The organism is Paraburkholderia sp. RL17-383-BIF-A (assembly GCF_046028015.1).
Classification (GTDB): Bacteria; Pseudomonadota; Gammaproteobacteria; order Burkholderiales; family Burkholderiaceae; genus Paraburkholderia.
Genome location: NZ_JARESR010000002.1, coordinates 61,094 through 77,340, shown reverse-complemented (window position 1 = coordinate 77,340; position 16,247 = coordinate 61,094). Strand labels below are relative to the sequence as shown.

Annotated in this window: 15 protein-coding genes; 6 read left to right on the top strand and 9 right to left on the bottom strand. The window is 62.1% G+C overall.

Annotated elements, in window-relative coordinates; genetic code table 11:
• Positions 1-42: 42 nt before the first annotated feature.
• Positions 43-672, top strand: coding sequence for a cadmium resistance transporter (locus P0D71_RS02585; protein WP_408184605.1), 630 nt, complete (start codon positions 43-45; stop codon positions 670-672).
• 125 nt (positions 673-797) lie between these two features.
• Here the strand turns inward: P0D71_RS02585 and P0D71_RS02580 are convergent, their stop codons facing one another.
• Positions 798-1,127, bottom strand: coding sequence for a hypothetical protein (locus P0D71_RS02580; protein WP_408347460.1), 330 nt, complete (start codon positions 1,125-1,127; stop codon positions 798-800).
• Between the two features lie 333 nt (positions 1,128-1,460).
• Between P0D71_RS02580 and P0D71_RS02575 the strand changes: the two genes are divergently transcribed.
• Both P0D71_RS02575 and leuA read left to right on the top strand, forming a co-directional pair.
• The gene (locus tag P0D71_RS02575; RefSeq protein WP_408479204.1) at positions 1,461-2,345 is read left to right on the top strand and encodes a class I SAM-dependent methyltransferase; all 885 of its coding nucleotides are present in this window, start codon (positions 1,461-1,463) and stop codon (positions 2,343-2,345) included.
• A gap of 266 nt (positions 2,346-2,611) precedes the next feature.
• A complete protein-coding gene (gene leuA, locus P0D71_RS02570; protein WP_091792771.1) occupies positions 2,612-4,330 on the top strand; it encodes a 2-isopropylmalate synthase in 1,719 nt (572 codons plus the stop codon).
• A 171-nt stretch (positions 4,331-4,501) separates the two neighbouring features.
• Here leuA and P0D71_RS02565 read toward each other — a convergent pair whose 3' ends face one another.
• The 8 genes from P0D71_RS02565 to P0D71_RS02530 all read right to left on the bottom strand — a co-directional run bounded on the left by P0D71_RS02565 (position 4,502) and on the right by P0D71_RS02530 (position 14,447).
• A complete protein-coding gene (locus tag P0D71_RS02565; RefSeq protein ID WP_408184609.1) occupies positions 4,502-5,284 on the bottom strand; it encodes an amino acid ABC transporter ATP-binding protein in 783 nt (260 codons plus the stop codon).
• Positions 5,284-5,961, bottom strand: a complete 678-nt coding sequence (locus tag P0D71_RS02560; RefSeq protein ID WP_091792769.1) for an amino acid ABC transporter permease — start codon at positions 5,959-5,961, stop codon at positions 5,284-5,286. Before P0D71_RS02560 ends, P0D71_RS02565 begins: the two co-directional genes overlap by 1 nt.
• A 22-nt stretch (positions 5,962-5,983) precedes the next feature.
• A complete protein-coding gene (locus P0D71_RS02555) occupies positions 5,984-6,766 on the bottom strand; it encodes an amino acid ABC transporter substrate-binding protein (RefSeq protein ID WP_095418779.1) in 783 nt (260 codons plus the stop codon).
• Positions 6,767-7,123: 357 nt separating this feature from the next.
• Positions 7,124-8,575 carry a dihydropyrimidinase gene (hydA, locus tag P0D71_RS02550; protein ID WP_408347451.1) on the bottom strand — a complete coding sequence of 484 codons (1,452 nt, stop codon included), beginning with the start codon at positions 8,573-8,575 and terminating at the stop codon, positions 7,124-7,126.
• A gap of 71 nt (positions 8,576-8,646) precedes the next feature.
• A complete protein-coding gene (locus P0D71_RS02545; protein WP_091792766.1) occupies positions 8,647-10,158 on the bottom strand; it encodes an NCS1 family nucleobase:cation symporter-1 in 1,512 nt (503 codons plus the stop codon).
• A gap of 111 nt (positions 10,159-10,269) precedes the next feature.
• Entirely contained in the window at positions 10,270-11,607 is a 1,338-nt protein-coding gene (gene preA / locus P0D71_RS02540; protein WP_408184612.1) for an NAD-dependent dihydropyrimidine dehydrogenase subunit PreA, read from the bottom strand.
• Positions 11,608-11,670: 63 nt separating this feature from the next.
• A complete protein-coding gene (locus P0D71_RS02535; RefSeq protein WP_408479203.1) occupies positions 11,671-13,020 on the bottom strand; it encodes an NAD(P)-dependent oxidoreductase in 1,350 nt (449 codons plus the stop codon).
• Between the two features lie 146 nt (positions 13,021-13,166).
• The gene (locus tag P0D71_RS02530) at positions 13,167-14,447 is read right to left on the bottom strand and encodes a Zn-dependent hydrolase (protein ID WP_408184614.1); all 1,281 of its coding nucleotides are present in this window, start codon (positions 14,445-14,447) and stop codon (positions 13,167-13,169) included.
• A 302-nt stretch (positions 14,448-14,749) separates the two neighbouring features.
• On the opposite strand from P0D71_RS02530, the gene P0D71_RS02525 reads away from it, so the two are divergent.
• The 3 genes from P0D71_RS02525 (at position 14,750) to P0D71_RS02515 (ending at position 16,211) form a co-directional block, all read left to right on the top strand.
• Positions 14,750-15,481 carry a TetR/AcrR family transcriptional regulator gene (locus tag P0D71_RS02525; protein ID WP_408479202.1) on the top strand — a complete coding sequence of 244 codons (732 nt, stop codon included), beginning with the start codon at positions 14,750-14,752 and terminating at the stop codon, positions 15,479-15,481.
• A 101-nt stretch (positions 15,482-15,582) separates the two neighbouring features.
• Positions 15,583-15,819: a type II toxin-antitoxin system Phd/YefM family antitoxin gene (locus P0D71_RS02520; protein WP_408184616.1), complete on the top strand. Its 237-nt coding sequence runs from the start codon at positions 15,583-15,585 to the stop codon at positions 15,817-15,819.
• Positions 15,816-16,211, top strand: a complete 396-nt coding sequence (locus P0D71_RS02515; protein WP_408479201.1) for a type II toxin-antitoxin system VapC family toxin — start codon at positions 15,816-15,818, stop codon at positions 16,209-16,211. The genes P0D71_RS02520 and P0D71_RS02515 overlap by 4 nt, the downstream gene beginning before the upstream one ends.
• Positions 16,212-16,247 lie beyond the last annotated feature (36 nt).

Sequence of the window (16,247 nt, the reverse complement as noted above, 5' to 3'; positions counted from 1 at the left end):
GCCTTACAGCCTTTATCACTGAGTACCGACCCGCTTTCCTGCATGTTCAGCCTTGCCCTGCTCGCCGTCGCGGGTTACACCGCCACCAACATCGACAACCTGTTCGTGCTGCTCGCGTTCCTGGCGGAAGCCGGCAGCGAGCGGCGGCGCGTGATCGCCGGGCAGTATGCCGGTTCGCTGGTCTTGATCGTGGGGTCGATACTGCTCGCCGGATTGCTAAAGCATTTGCCGGCTGGATATGTCGGTTTGCTCGGCATCCTGCCGATTGGCGTGGGGCTCGCCAAAGCGTGGGAGCGCTTTGGCCGCGGTAACACGCAGGAGGATGAGACGGTACGTGCCGACGGCGAGTCGACCGCTTCGCGCGGCTCATCCTGGTGGGTGGTGGCCTGCGTAGCCATCGCCAACGGTTCCGACAACCTCGCCGTCTATGTGCCGTTGTATGCCAGTCACTCACACAACGAGGGCGCGTTCATCTCGCTGGTCTTTATCGTGATGATCGGACTCTGGTGCGCCGGCGCGGTGTGGCTCGTGAAACATCCATTGCTCGGTGCGCCAATCCGTCGCTACGGCACCGCGCTCTTACCGCTGATCCTGGTGATCATCGGCGGCTCGGTGATCGCGCAAAACGATACGCTGCGGATCATGTTCGGAGTCTGGGCAAAGCTTCATTGACTGATGGCAATCTGCCCGCAGGCAAGCAGGCAAGCAAATCGCCGAATAAAACGGCATGGTCCGTGCAGGGATGCGCGCGTTCTATCCAGCGCGCGATACGGCACGACCTTCGTTCTCGCGACCGCTCAATTCGACGGCGCTTGCGGTTGCACATACGTGCGCACGCCGGCCAGCGGTGAACCATAGCCGCCGGAATTCGTGTGATTCGGCAAGCCGTTGACCAGTTGCGCGCGCGGGTCGGTCGGATTCAGGTTCATTTCCCCAGCCTGCTGATTGCCGTGCGTTGGATATTCGCTGCCTCGCGCCGCATTCGGCATCAAACGCGTGCTGTTTTGCGGTGCGTTCATGTCGTCCTGCGGGCTCAGTCCCTGCGCCCCCGCCTGCGCGGCGATCGCGCATGCGGCTGCGCACAGTAAAGCCCGACCTACCCGCAACATCGTCGATGCTTGTTTCATACCTGCCTCCGGCCAATGAAATGAAGTGAATCAAGTCGCGCTCGATATACACCAGGCCTGCGCGCGACGGCAAACGCTGATTACACCCTCATCACGCTATTTATACGCGCCACCCGGCGCTTCGGATTCGGCAATCGTGGCGCGAGCGACGGCAAACAGGGAAACCGGCGGCCACGGTCTTTTATTCCGCCGCGGCGGCGGCCACCGTCGCTTTTTCCCGCCGCCGCGGCCACTGTCTTTTTTCTCCCGCCGCAGCGCCGGCCACGCAAATCCAGCAAGCGCCTATCCTTATGACGATTGCCGATTTCCCTCGAAGGCCGATCGAACCCGATAATGGATGCCATGAACCCTCGCCCCGATCTCCCAGCCCGCGCGTTGCGCGCCACGCTCGCGGCGTTCAGTGCGGCGCTGCTCGTTGCCGCCTGCGCCAATCCGTCAGTCTCGACTTCCCCCTCCGCGTCGGCCGGTCCCGCGCTGCTCGACGCGGCCATTGCCGGACCACAGCGCGGCGACAAGGCCCGCGCGCGCGATATCTACCGCCATCCGAAAGAGACGCTGCAATTCTTCGAACTCGCGCCGTCGCAAAGCGTGCTGGAGATCGAGCCGGGCGGCGGCTGGTACACGGAGATCCTCGCGCCCTACCTGCACGACCACGGCAAGCTCTACGAGGCGCAGTACGACGGCCCGCTGAACACGCCGTCGGCGGAGGCACAGGCGAGCCGGGCTGCGTTCGCGCGCAAGCTGGCGGCCACGCCCAACGTCTACGGGAAGGTCGTGGTCGGCACGTTGCACGCCGGCCAGTTCAACGGATTTCCGGCCGATGCCAGCGTGGACGAGGTGCTGACCTTCCGCAATATCCACAACTGGATCAAGGACGGCCAGATCGACGCGAACCTGCGCGCCTTTTATGCAGCCCTCAAGCCGGGCGGCGTGCTCGGCGTCGAGGAACACCGCGCGGCGCCGGGCACTTCGCTGCAGCAGACCATCGAAACCGGCTACGTGACCGAAGACTACGTGATTGAACACGCGCGCGCGGCCGGCTTCGAGCTGGCCGGCAAGAGCGACGTGAACAGCAACCCGCGCGACACCAGGAATTACCCCAACGGCGTCTGGTCGCTACCGCCGACCTTCGAAGGCGGCGACGTCGACCGGGCGAAATTCGCGGCCATCGGCGAATCGGATCGCATGACCTTGCGCTTCGTGAAACCGGCCCACTAACCTCGCGCCGCCCGGGACGGCGCTTGACGCCGTCCCAATAATATGTTCCTATTGCGCCCTATGTACCGCGCCCAGACCATCCTATCGCTACTACTAGCCCCCTCTACCGGGCTAGGTCTGCTGCTGCGCGCTTCCATCTGATACACCGAAGCACAGCTCAATTCCCCAGTAACTGACCCAGCCCCGGTTTCCGACCGGCGCCCAGTTATGTCTTTTCGTCGTCCGGTCGACTCCCAGCTATCTGGTCTCACCCACGGACGATGAAAATGTTGAAGAACCCTGCTACCAAATACCGCGCGTTCAAGCCCATCAACTTGACGGATCGCCAGTGGCCGTCGCGCACGATCACGCACCCGCCGATCTGGATGAGCACCGACCTGCGCGACGGCAACCAGTCGCTGTTCGAGCCGATGGATGCACAGCGCAAGATGCGCATGTTCAAGACGCTGGTGCAGATCGGCTTCAAGGAAATCGAAGTCGCGTTTCCGTCCGCGTCGCAGACCGACTTCAATTTCGTGCGCGAGTTGATCGAAGGCGGCCATATCCCCGACGACGTCACGATCGAAGTGTTGACCCAAGCCCGCGACGACCTGATCGAACGCACTTTCGAGTCCTTGCGTGGCGTGCCGCGCGCCATCGTCCACCTGTACAACGCGACCGCGCCGGAATTCCGCAAGATCGTCTTCAATCTGGAAAAGAGCGGCGTGAAAGAACTGGCGCAAAACGCGGCCCGCACGATGAAGCGCATTGCCGCCACCATGCCGGAAACACAGTTCACGTTCCAGTACAGCCCGGAAGTGTTCAGCGGCACCGAGATCGAATTCGCCAAGGAAGTCTGCGACGCCGTGTTCGACATCTGGGAACCGACGCCGGAACACAAGGCGATCGTCAACTTGCCGGCCACCGTTGAAATGTCCACGCCGAACATCTACGCGGACCAGATCGAGTGGATGCACCGCAATCTCAAGCGCCGCGATTCGCTCTTCATCTCCGTGCATCCGCATAACGATCGCGGCACTGCCGTGGCCGCAGCCGAACTCGCTGTGATGGCCGGCGCGGATCGTATCGAAGGCTGTTTGTTCGGCAATGGCGAGCGCACCGGCAACGTCGATCTCGTTACGCTCGCGTTGAATCTGTACACGCAGGGCGTCGATCCGGGCCTCGACTTCTCGAACATCAACGAGGTCGCGCGTACCGCGGAAGAATGCACGCAATTGCCAATCCATCCGCGTCACCCGTATGTCGGCGATCTGGTGTTTACGGCCTTCTCGGGTTCGCATCAGGATGCGATCAAGAAGGGCTTCGCGGTGCAGAAACCGGACGCGGTCTGGGAAGTGCCCTATATGCCGATCGATCCGGCCGACCTCGGCCGCACGTACGATTCGGTGATTCGCGTGAACAGCCAGTCGGGCAAAGGCGGCATTGCCTATCTGCTCGAACAGGGCTATGGCGTGGTGTTGCCGCGCCGTCTGCAAGTGGACTTCAGCTCGGCCGTGCAGCGCTTCACCGACGACAGCGGCCAGGAAGTCACGTCCGCGCAGATCTGGGAATTGTTCCAGCAGGAGTACGTGCAGAACACCGCGCCGATTCATTATGTCGGCCATAGCCTGTCCGAGCGCGAGGGACGTGAGCACATCAAACTCACGGTCGACATCAACGGTACGCGACGGGTGTTGACCGGCGCAGGCAATGGCCCGCTCGACGCGTTGATGCACGCGATCGGCGTGCCGGTGCGCATTCAACATTACGAAGAGCGCGCGTTGACTCAAGGCGCCGATGCACGCGCGGTGGCGGTGGCCGAAATGGCCGGCGCCGATGTGACCGGCAGCGCGTTCGGCGTCGGCATCGATGCGAATCTGGTGACGGCGTCCATTCGCGCGGTGATCAGCGGCGTGAATCGCGCTTATGCCCGTGTCAATGCGCAGGCGAAGGAACGTTTCTTCGACGCCGCGATGAGCGATGCCACGGAGAGCGTGGGCGTTTAAGGTTTGATGTGCGTGGCTAAGCGGTTGTAGCCGTGATGTTAAAAGGGGGCGTTTCGACGCCCCCTTTTCTTTTGGGTTGTTGGAATGACGCGTTGGTGCGTTGGCGCGTGAGGCATGGCGCTGCGGCGCTGAACAATACCGTTCACCTGCTACTGACGCCTTCCACTACCCTCAGGTGGACCCGCTCGATGCGGTCCACTCGTCCGGCAGACTATGGGTCAGCGTCGACACGAAACGCTCGGTCTCCGGCGCACGCGGTTGCATGAAGATTTCACGCGACGGACCGGCCTCCACCACCACGCCGTTGTTCAGAAACACCACGTCGCGCGCGATCGTTGCGGCGAGCCGCAAGTCGTGCGTGGCCATCAGCATCGTCATGCCTTCGGTGGCGAGTTGCTTGAGCACCTCCACGACTTCCGCGGCAAGACCGGGGTCGAGCGCCGAGGTCGGCTCGTCGCACAGCAATACTTCCGGCGAAGGCGCCAATGCCCGCGCAATCGCCACACGCTGCTGCTGACCGCCCGAAAGCGTCGAAGGCCACGCATCCGCCTTGTGCGCGATGCCGACCTTCTCGAGCAATTCGTCGGCGCGAATCCGGGCCCTTTCTTTATCCCACTTCTGCACGGTGAGCAAACCTTCCATCACGTTCTGACGCACCGTCAGATGCGGAAACAACTGGAAGTTCTGAAAGACCATGCCGGTGCGGCGGCGAATGGTCAGCACCGCTTCACGCGAGGGTTTGTGGTCGCGACTGAATTCCAGCCGCTGGTCGCCGAGTTCGAGCGAACCGGACTCGGGAATCTCGAGCAGATTCACGCAACGCAGCAGCGTGCTTTTGCCGCTGCCTGAAGGACCGATCAATGCGGTGACATTACCCGGAGCGAGTTGCAGATCGACCGAGTTCAGCACCCGTTGCCCGCCGAAGTACTTGTCGATTTTTTCCAGTCGGATCATCAGTTGCCTGCATGGAAAAGTGCGTGGCGGCCGAATTTGCGCTCGAGCCTGACTTGCGCCGACGACAACACCGAACTGAAGACCAGATAAACCAATGCCGCCTCGGTATAAAGAATCAGCGGCTCGTAAGTGACCGACGCGATCCGCTGTGCCGCCTGAAACACCTCGGGCACGGTCAGCACCGCGGCGAGCGACGTGTCCTTCACCAACGCGATGAACGAATTGGACAGCGGCGGCAGCGCAACGCGCGCCGCCTGCGGCAGGATCGCGCGACGCAAGGCCTGTTCGCGCGTCATACCCATCGAATACGCCGCTTCCCACTGCCCTTTCGGAATCGACTCGATCACGCCGCGTATCACTTCGGAGTTATACGCGCCGACATTCAGCGAAAACCCGATGATCGCCGCCGTCAAGGGATCGAGCACGATGCCTACGTTCGGCAATCCATAGAAGATCACGAAAAGTTGCACGAGCAACGGTGAGCCGCGAAACAGCCACACGTAGAAACGCACGATCGCCACGGCCCACTTCGGTCCGAACAGGCGGACCAGCGCGACGATGAACGCGAGCGCCAGCCCGATGGCGAACGAGACCAGCGTGAGCGGCACGGTAAACACGAGCCCCGCATACAGCAGGGGCCACAGCGACTGCGCCATCAGATGCAACCATGCCGGCATGATTCAGACTCGCGGAAGGCGTTTACTGGGAGACGTCTTTGCCGAAATACTTCTGCGAGATTTTCGCGTAGGTGCCGTCTTTCCTGATGTCGGCGAGCGCCTTGTTGATCGCGGCCTGCAATTCGGGGCTGCCCTTGCGGATCAATACAGCGGACTTGTCGCTGCTGTCGCTCGACGTATCGAGCGCGGCGATTTTCACCTTCGCGTCCGGCTTGTGCTTCTTGAAGTCGAGGAACGACAGCGAGTCGTTGACAGTGGCATCCACACGGCCCGAGGTCAGCAGATCGATCGACTCATTGAACCCTTGCACAGGAATCACTTCCGCACCGTGCGCGGCCGCGATCTTGCCGAAGTTGCTGGTCAGCGTGTTCGCCGACTTCTTGCCTTTCAGGTCGTCGAAATTCTTGATCGTGGTGTTGTTCGACTGCACGATCAAGGCTGCGTGCGATGTGATGTACGGGTCGGAGAAATCGTATTTGACCTTGCGCGCGTCGGTGACGGCCACTTCATTGATCACCGCATCGTAGCGGTTCACGTCGAGACCCGCGATCAGACCGTCCCATTTGCCTTCCACGAATTGCGGCTTGACGCCGAGACGCTGCGCGATCGCGGTGCCGATTTCAACGTCGAAGCCGGTCAGCTTGCCCGACTCGTCGTGATAGGTGAACGGCGCATAAGTGCCTTCGGTGCCGATCCGGAACACGCCGGCCGATTTGATCTGCGCGAGTTCATCGGCGGCGAATGCGGAGCTCACGGCCACAGCCTGGAACAACGCGATCAGCAGAATGGAACGAATCGATTTCATCAGGCGGCTCCGTCAAATGTGCCACGTCGGTGGCTTGGTCTTGTGTTGGACAATCCTCACCGGCGCTTGCGCCCGGCTGAGTGGGCGGACTGTAGCAAATGGCCTGGGTTTTTACAAAGGATCAGGTTTTCGATCCATATGCGCTTGCGTGCTAAGCGAGCAGCCATGACCTCCACTAAGACGTGGATTCCCACTCTACAGCAGATAGAACAGACGCGGCATGCATCGCAACATGGAACCCATGTCGCGCGCCATCGGGGAAAACGCGAGAGGGGCGCGGTCGCGGCGAACGCGCGGCATGAAAAAACGGGCGGCGCCGCATTCGATGCCGGCGCCGCCCGTGGGACTGCGAACCGCTTACCGCTCGACCGGATGCGGCTCCTTGCGCTTGTTGGCGACCCGGATCGCGTCGAAGTAAGCCCCGTTAGGCGGGCGCTTCAGATAACGGCCCGCACCGCGCACCGCGCGCAATTCACCATTGGTCCAGGCAAGCGCGCCTCGCGTGAGCGTGTGCATCGCCACGCCTTGCACCGTCATGCCTTCAAACACGTTGAAGTCGACTTTCTGATGATGCGTCTTCACCGAAATCGTTTTGCTCGCGTTCGGGTCCCACACCACCAGATCGGCATCCGCGCCGACCCGCACCGCGCCTTTGCGCGGATAGAGGTTGAAAATCTGCGCGGCGTTCGTCGACGTAATGCGCACGAACTCGTTCGGCGTGAGACGCCCGGAGTTCACGCCGTGATGCCAAAGCACCGCCATCCGGTCTTCCACGCCGCCGCAGCCGTTCGGGATCCTGGTGAAGTCCTCGCGCCCCATGGCCTTCTGCGACGCGCAGAACACGCAGTGATCGGTTGCCGTGGTGTGCAACTGGCCGGCTTGCAAACCGCGCCACAGCGCCTCGCGATGTTCGGCCGAACGGAACGGCGGGCTCATCACATGGGCCGCCGCGCGGGTCCAGTCGGGATCGCGGTACACGGCTTCGTCGATCACCAGGTGGCCTGGCAACACTTCGCCGAATACACGCAGACCTTCGCTGCGCGCGCGCGCGATTGCATCGACGGCGTCTTTCGCGGACACGTGCACGATATACACCGGCACGCCCAGCACCTGCGCGATCCGGATCGCGCGATTGGCCGCTTCGCCCTCCACTTCCGGCGGCCGCGATAGCGGATGCGCCTCCGGACCGGTAAAGCCTTTAGCGAGCAACTGACGCTGCAACTGGAACACCAGCTCACCGTTTTCCGCATGCACGGTGGGCAGCGCGCCGAGTTCGAGCGAACGTGAGAAGCTGTTCACCAGCACTTCGTCGTCGGCCATGATCGCGTTCTTGTAGGCCATGAAGTGCTTGAAGCTCGACACGCCGTGCTCCTCCACCAACGTGCCCATGTCGCGATAGACCGAATCGTCCCACCACGTCACCGCGACGTGAAAACCATAATCCGCCGACGCCTTCTCCGCCCAGCCGCGCCACTCCCTGAAGGCGTCCATTAACGGCTGCTTCGGGCTCGGAATCACGAAGTCGATGATGCTCGTCGTGCCGCCCGACAAACCCGCCGCCGTGCCCGTGTAGAAATCGTCGCTCGCCGTGGTGCCCATGAACGGCAATTCCATATGCGTGTGCGGATCGATGCCACCGGGCATCACATACTGCCCGCCCGCGTCGACGATCGTGGCGCCCGCCGGCGCCTCCAGGTCCGCGCCGATCTGCAGGATCGTGCCGCCGTCCTGCGGGTCCGCACACAACACGTCCGCACGATACGTGTTCTCCGCGTCGATAATCGTGCCGCCGCGAATCAGGGTCGTCATGTTGCCGCCTCCTTATGAACTGCTGGTTTCGGTGCTACGTACTTCGTTTCATCGATACTGGTGCGCGCGTCTCAGGCACTCGCCACACGCGCACTCGGTCCTTTGCTCAGCTTCATCCACGCGCTATATACGATCGACGCCAACGCCAGTCCGACAAACCACGCATACGTATAGAGCGTGTTGAAAATCGCCGGCACGTTCGGGAACGACGCCGGAAACGCGGTGTGCAAAAAGCCCGGCAGATTCGGCAGCACGCCGATCACGAGTGCGACCACCGCGCCGATATTCCAGCCGCCGGTATAGCTGTACTCGCCGTGTTCGTCGAACAGTTCACGCGTGTCGAGCCGCGTGCCGCGAATCAGGAAATAGTCGACCATCAGAATACCCGCCACCGGACCGAGCAGCGCCGAGTAGCCGACTAGCCACGTAAAGATATAACCCTGCGTGGTGGCGAGAATCTTCCACGGCATCATCACGATCGCGATGGTCGCGGTAATCATGCCGCCCACGCGATACGAAATGCCCTTGGGCCACAGGCTCGAAAAATCATAGGCCGGGCCGACCAGATTCGCCGCGAGATTGCAACACATGGTGTCGAGCGTGAGGATGATCAGGGCGACACCCACGCCGATGCCGGTCATGCGGCTCGTCAGGTCGATCGGATCCCAGATCGCCTTGCCGTAGATCACCACGGTGGCCGACGTGACCACTACCGAGATCACGGAGAGCAACGCCATCGGCACCGGCAAGCCGACTGACTGACCGATGATCTGATCACGCTGCGTTCTGGCAAAGCGCGTGAAGTCGGGGATATTCAGTGCGAGCGTGGCCCAGAACCCCACCATTGCCGTAAGGCCTGGCCAGAAGGTGGCCCAGAACATGCCTTCCTTCTTGCCGCCCGGCACGAATTGCGACGGCGCCGACAGCATCGAGCCGAGACCGCCGGCCTTCGAGGTCGCCCACCACACGAGCGCAATGCACATGACGATCTTGATCGGTGCGGACCAGCTTTCGAGCCAGCGGATCGAGTCGGTGCCATGCACGATGAAGTAGATCTGCAGCGCCCAGAACACGAGGAAACACGCGAGTTGCGCGAGCGAGATGTCGAGAAACGGCAAAGCCGCGCCGTGCAGCGCGTTGCCCGTGAGAATATTGAGCAGCGTGTAGATCGCGCTGCCGCCGAGCCATGTCTGAATGCCGTACCAGCCGCAGGCGACGATCGCGCGCAGCATTGCCGGCAATTTGGCGCCCTGGGTTCCGAACGAGGAGCGCACCAGCACCGCATACGGAATGCCGTGCTTCGCGCCCGCGTGGCCGATCAGCAGCATCGGCACCAGCACGATCAGGTTGCCGAGCAACACGGTCACCACGGCTTGCCACGGCGACATGCCCTCTTCCGTCAAGCCGGCGGCGAGCATGTAGGACGCGATGTTCATCACCATCCCCACCCACAGCGCGGCGAAGTGATACCACTTCCATGTGCGCTGTGCGACGCCGGTCGGCGCCAGATCGTCGTTGTATAGACTGCTGCCCTGCACGCCGGCCGCGAACTGCGGGTCGGCGGGTTGCGCTGTCTGCTTCATCTAAAGATCTCCACTCGATCGTTGAGGCCCGCGCGGCTTCTTGCGGCGCGTCGGGCCATGGGAATGACAGGTTCAGTACTAGCGCTGCGTTTTTTTCAACCCCATGCTGTTTCAGGCGGCTTTTGCCGCTGCGTGGGCATGGGCGTGCCCGGCGGTTTCGGCCGCGTCCGCTGTTGCCGCCTCTTGTGCGCCCACGCGCGCCGGGTTATTCGGATGCGTGGTCCAGTTCGCGTACTCGCCGTTGTCCACGCGCTCCATCGTGATGCACTGTTCGACCGGACACACATGCATGCACAGATTGCAGCCGACACATTCGGAGTCCATCACTTCAAAATGCCGGACGCCATCTTTTTCTTTCATGATCGCCTGGTGAGCCGTGTCTTCGCAGGCGATATGGCACAGGCCGCACTGAATGCACTTGTCCTGATCGATGCGCGCCTTGATGTCGTATTTGAGGTTCAGGTATTTCCAGTCGGTCACGTTCGGCACGGCGCGGCCGCGAATGTCGTCGAGCGTCGCGTAGCCTTTTTCGTCCATCCAGTTGGAGAGGCCGTCGGCGAGATCGGAAACGATACGGAATCCGTAGTGCATCGCCGCCGTGCAAACCTGCACGCTGCCCGCGCCGAGCACCATGAATTCGGCGGCGTCGCGCCATGAGGAGATTCCGCCGATGCCGGAAATCGGCAGGTTTGGCGTTTCCACGTCGCGTGCGATTTCCGCGACCATATTCAGCGCGATCGGTTTCACTGCCGGCCCGCAGTAGCCGCCGTGGGTGCCCTTGCCGTCGACCATCGGCAGCGGCGACATCGCGTCGAGATCGACGGCGACAATCGAGTTGATCGTGTTGATCAGCGACACGCCGTCCGCGCCGCCTTTATAAGCCGCGCGCGAACCCAGCCGAATGTCGCTGATATTCGGCGTCAGCTTGACGAGGCACGGCAGCTTCGTGCCCTCCTTGACCCAACGCGTGACCATCTCGACATACTCGGGCACCTGGCCGACCGCCGCGCCCATGCCGCGCTCGCTCATGCCATGCGGGCAGCCGAAATTCAATTCGACCGCATCGGCGCCGGTGTCCTCGACGAGCGGCAGGATCCACTTCCAGTCGCGCTCGTTGCACGGCACCATCAGCGAGACGATCATCGCGCGATCGGGCCAGTCGCGTTTGACTTGCGCGATTTCCTTCAGATTGACCTCGAGCGGACGGTCGGTAATCAGTTCGATATTGTTCAAACCCGCAATACGCTGGCCGTTCCATTGCACCGCGCCGTAACGCGAGCTCACGTTCACCACGTGCGGGTCGAGGCCGAGCGTTTTCCACACCACGCCGCCCCAGCCCGCCTCGAAGGCGCGGTTCACGTTGTAGGCTTTGTCGGTCGGCGGCGCGGAGGCGAGCCAGAAGGGATTCGGCGAAGTGATGCCGGCAATCGTACAGCGCAGATCGGCCATGTTCGGCTCCTTGGGGACTGCTGTTTTTTGTCAGTTTCGTTGCGTGACCTGGCTTGATTCGCTTCAGGCGGCTCTTGCCGCCGTGCGGGCGAATTGCGCATCGATGGCGGCTGCGGCGACTTTGCCGTCCTGCACCGCCTGCACCGTGAGGTCGATGCCGCCGGTAGCCGCGCAGTCGCCGCCGGCCCACACGCCCACGAGCGAGGTCTGGCCATTCGCGTCGACCGCGATGCGGCTGCCGTCCAACGTCAGCAATTCCCGTTCGATGCCGACCGGCACGAGCGTTTGACCGATCGCCTTGAGCACCATGTCCGCTTCGACGACAAAGCGCTCCTCGCCACCGTCATTCAACGTGCGTGCGAATTCGACACCCGTAACCACGCCGCCTTCGCCGATCAACCGCATCGGCGTGGCGTGCGTGACGAGCGTGACGCCGCTGGTCCGCGCGAAATCGCGCTCGGCCCACGTCGCGCTCATCGATTCGACGCCGCGCCGGTACACCATCGTCACCGAGGTCGCGCCGAGCTTGCGGCTTTGCACGGCCGCATCCACCGCCGTATTGCCGCCGCCGATCACGACGACCCGCCGGCCCACCGGCACCGTGCCAAGGTCGCTCGCGCTGCGCACCTGTTCGATGAAGTCCACCGCATTCATCACGCCACCAAGGTCCTCGCCTTCCATCGCAAGTGCCCGCACGCCGGTGAGACCGATCGCGAGGAACACAGCATCATGCTGCTTGCGCAGTGTCTCGAGGTCGACATCGCGCCCAAGCGCGACGCCGTGTCTGATCTCGATGCCGCCAACCGAGCACAGCCACTCCACCTCACGCTGCGCAAAATCGTCGACGGTCTTGTAGGCGGCAATGCCGTACTCGTTCAGACCACCGGCCTTTTCGTGAGCGTCGAAGATCGTCACGTTATGGCCGGCCAGTGCAAGACGGTGCGCACAGGCGAGGCCCGCCGGACCCGCACCGACCACCGCAACGTGTCGGCCGGTTTCGGCTGCGCGCTTGAAGAGCGCTTCACCGCGCGCCATTGCCCAATCGGTGGCATGACGTTGCAGTGCGCCGATCGCCACCGGCTTCGCATCCTGATGGTTACGCACGCAGGCGCCTTCGCAAAGAATCTCTGTCGGGCAGACACGTGAGCACATGCCGCCCAGCGGGTTGGCGGACAGAATGTCCACGGCCGCGCCCTTCAGATTGCCGTTGCTGATCTTGCGGATGAAACTGGGAATGTCGATCTGCGTCGGGCAGGCGTTCACGCACGGCGCGTCGTAACAGTAGTGGCAGCGGCTCGCCGCCGCGGCTGCGGCGCTGGCGTCGAGCAACGGTGCGATGTCGGAGAACTCGCACGAGAGCTGCTCGGGCGACAGGCGCTGAGCGACAATGTCGCCGGTTTGCTTGATGGCCATACGCGTTCCTTCTTCGATGTGAGGACGTAGCCGGTCCCGCCGGCCGCGCGTCAGGCGCAACCGGGACGGCATGTTTTAATGGGCACTACGGTGAAGCGGGTCGAACGGGTGGTAAGGACCGCAACCGCCAAAGCGTTATGACATCGTCATGAAACCGGCTCGCATGCCCGCTCCAGCATGGCGTGCAACAACACGTTGGCGCCGGCTTCGATCCATTCGAAGGTGGCGTCCTCGATCTCGTTGTGACTGATACCGTCCACGCACGGCACGAACACCATCGAGGTCGGCGCGACTTGCGACAGATAACAGGCATCGTGTCCCGCACCGGACACCATATTGCGATGCGGATAACCGAAGCGTTCCGCCGCGGCGCGCACGGACTTCACGCAGGCTTCGTCGAAAGCGACGGGCGCGTAATAAAAGATCTGCTCGAGTTCGGTTTCGAGCCCGATGCCGTTCGCGATGTCCGCCACGCCCTTGCGCAACGCGGCGTCCATTTTCGCGAGCACTGCATCGTCCGGATGACGGAAATCGACGGTGAAGAACACGCGGCCCGGAATCACATTGCGCGAGTTCGGATAGACCTGCATCATGCCGACCGTCGCGCAACCGAACGGCGCGTTGTCCAGACCGATGCGATTGACCAGATCGACCACGCGAGCGGCGCCGAGCAAGGCGTCGCGACGGCGCGGCATGGGCGTCGGACCCGCGTGCGCCTCCTGCCCCGTCAGCGTGATTTCGTACCAGCGCTGACCTTGCGCATCGGTCACCACGCCGATGGTTTTCTGTTCCGCTTCGAGAATCGGCCCTTGTTCGATATGCAGCTCAAAGGCGGCGTGCAGTGGCCGACCACCGCACGGTACATCGCCCGCATAGCCGATGCGTTCGAGTTCCTCGCCAATGGTTTTGCCATCCACGTCCTTGCGCGACAGACCGTAGTCGAGCGTGAACACGCCGGCGAACACGCCCGATGCCACCATGGCCGGCGCGAAGCGCGAGCCTTCCTCGTTGGTCCAGATCACCACTTCGACCGGATGCTCCGTCTCGATACCATGATCGTTCAGACTCCGAATCACTTCGAGACCGCCCAGCACGCCATAGATGCCGTCGAAGCGCCCGCCGGTCGGCTGCGAGTCGGCGTGCGAGCCGGTCATGACCGGCAGCGCGGCGGGATTGCGCCCGGCGCGACGCATGAACACATTGCCCATCTGATCGACACTGACTGTGCAGCCGGCTTGCTTCGCCCAACTCACTATCAGGTCACGCCCTTCCTTGTCGAGGTCGGTGAGTGCGAGGCGACAGACGCCGCCTTTGGGTGTCGCGCCGATCTTCGCCATCGTCATCAGACTGTCCCACAACCGCTTGCCATCGACCTTGATCGAGGTGGTGGGCTCTGCGCCCTTCAGCGCTTCGGATACCGCGTTCATTCGTCTCGCTCCTTTCGGTGAACCGACGTAAAACTGGTGCATCGGCGGTGGATTTTGGGGCGCTGCCGCACGCGGGCGGTGCATACGCGATGAGTTCGATCGCCTCTTATAGAGAGGGCAAACCCTGGGGTATCGCCTGCTCTTCCAATCCTGTCCAGTTGGACAGGTTGTAGACGATTAAACTCGCCAAATCAACACCTTTCGTGCGGTGAGAAATATAGCGAGAAGCGTGCCATTGCATTGCAGCATGGGTTTGGGGCGGGTAGCGAATGCGCGTGTGAGCGCCGCGCCAAACGACTAGAATGAAGCGCGACGCGGCACAGATGCCGCCGAAGGCGAACATGAGAGACGACGACGTGGCGGCCGACATCACGGAAAATGAAGAAACACGCGCGCCTTTGCGGCGGCGCAAGGCACACATTCGCGAATCGAATGAAGCGCATCTTCTCGCATGCGCGGAGGCGGTTTTTGCGGAGCGCGGACTCGACGGCACGAGCACTGCGATGATCGCTGAGCGTGCCGGCTTACCGAAAGCCAACTTGCACTACTACTTCCCAACCAAGCTCGCGCTTTACCGGCGCGTGCTGGAAGATCTGTTCGAAGACTGGTATCGCGCGGCCGACACGTTCGAATGCAGCGACGACCCGATCGAGGCGATTGGCGGCTATGTTCGCGCGAAAATGGAATTGTCGCGCCGCCGCCCGCTCGGTTCCAAGGTGTGGGCGAGCGAGATCATTCACGGCGCGGAACACATGGAGGACATTCTCACGGAGCGTGTGAAGCCGTGGCTCGACAGCCGTGTGAAGGTGATCGACAACTGGATCGCGCGCGGGTTGCTGGCGCCGGTCAATGCGCAGACGTTGATGTACATGATCTGGGCGACGACCCAGCACTACGCCGACTTCGATGCCCAGATTCGGGCGCTCAAAGGCAAACGTGCGTTGACGCAGAAAGCGTTCGAGGCGACGACGGAGGAAGTCGTGCAGTTGGTGATTCGGGCATGTGGCGCGGTGTCGCCGGAGACGTCGGACTAGTCCGAGGGGCGCGCATAAAGAAACTTCTGTTTCCGTCGCTATAGCTATTCCGCTTTCCATTTTATAATTATGACTATAGACATATGACTATAGGTACGATTATGGCGGGCAATCTGGTGTCGAAATCCGAGTTCAAGGCTAAAGCACTCGAATTTTTCAGGCAGGTGGAAACAACGGGAGAAAGCATGATAGTGACGGACCATGGCAAACCCGCAGTTGAAGTTCGTCCCTACCGAGGGGTCGAACGCAGCCCCCTCGAGGTACTGCGCGGCACGGTTTTGCATTACGACAACCCCACGGCACCTATTGGAGAGGACGATTGGGAGGCCGCGCGGTGATCGTTCTGGACACCCATACTCTGATCTGGTGGGCCACCGGCGATTCGACTTTAAGCAAGAAGGCAAGAACGGCTATCACGCACGAACTGGCTGACGGAGAAATTGCAGTCTCGGCGATTTCTGCATGGGAGATTGCCATGCTGGTAGAGACGGAGAGGCTCGTGGTCTCCATGGATGTAAGCAGTTGGCTCGCCACGGTTTCCGCGATCGAAGCGGTACGCTTTGTGCCGGTCGATGTTGAAATTGCAACGAAGTCGGTCGATCTCCCCGGCGAGTTTCACAAGGATCCCGCCGACCGGATGATTGTCGCCACGGCGCGCAAGTTTGCGGTCCCCCTTATCACGAAAGACGAGAAAATCCGCGCCTACCCTCATGTCAAGACTATCTGGTGACCCATCGCAAGACCAGAAAGTCAGTGCCGCTTAGCG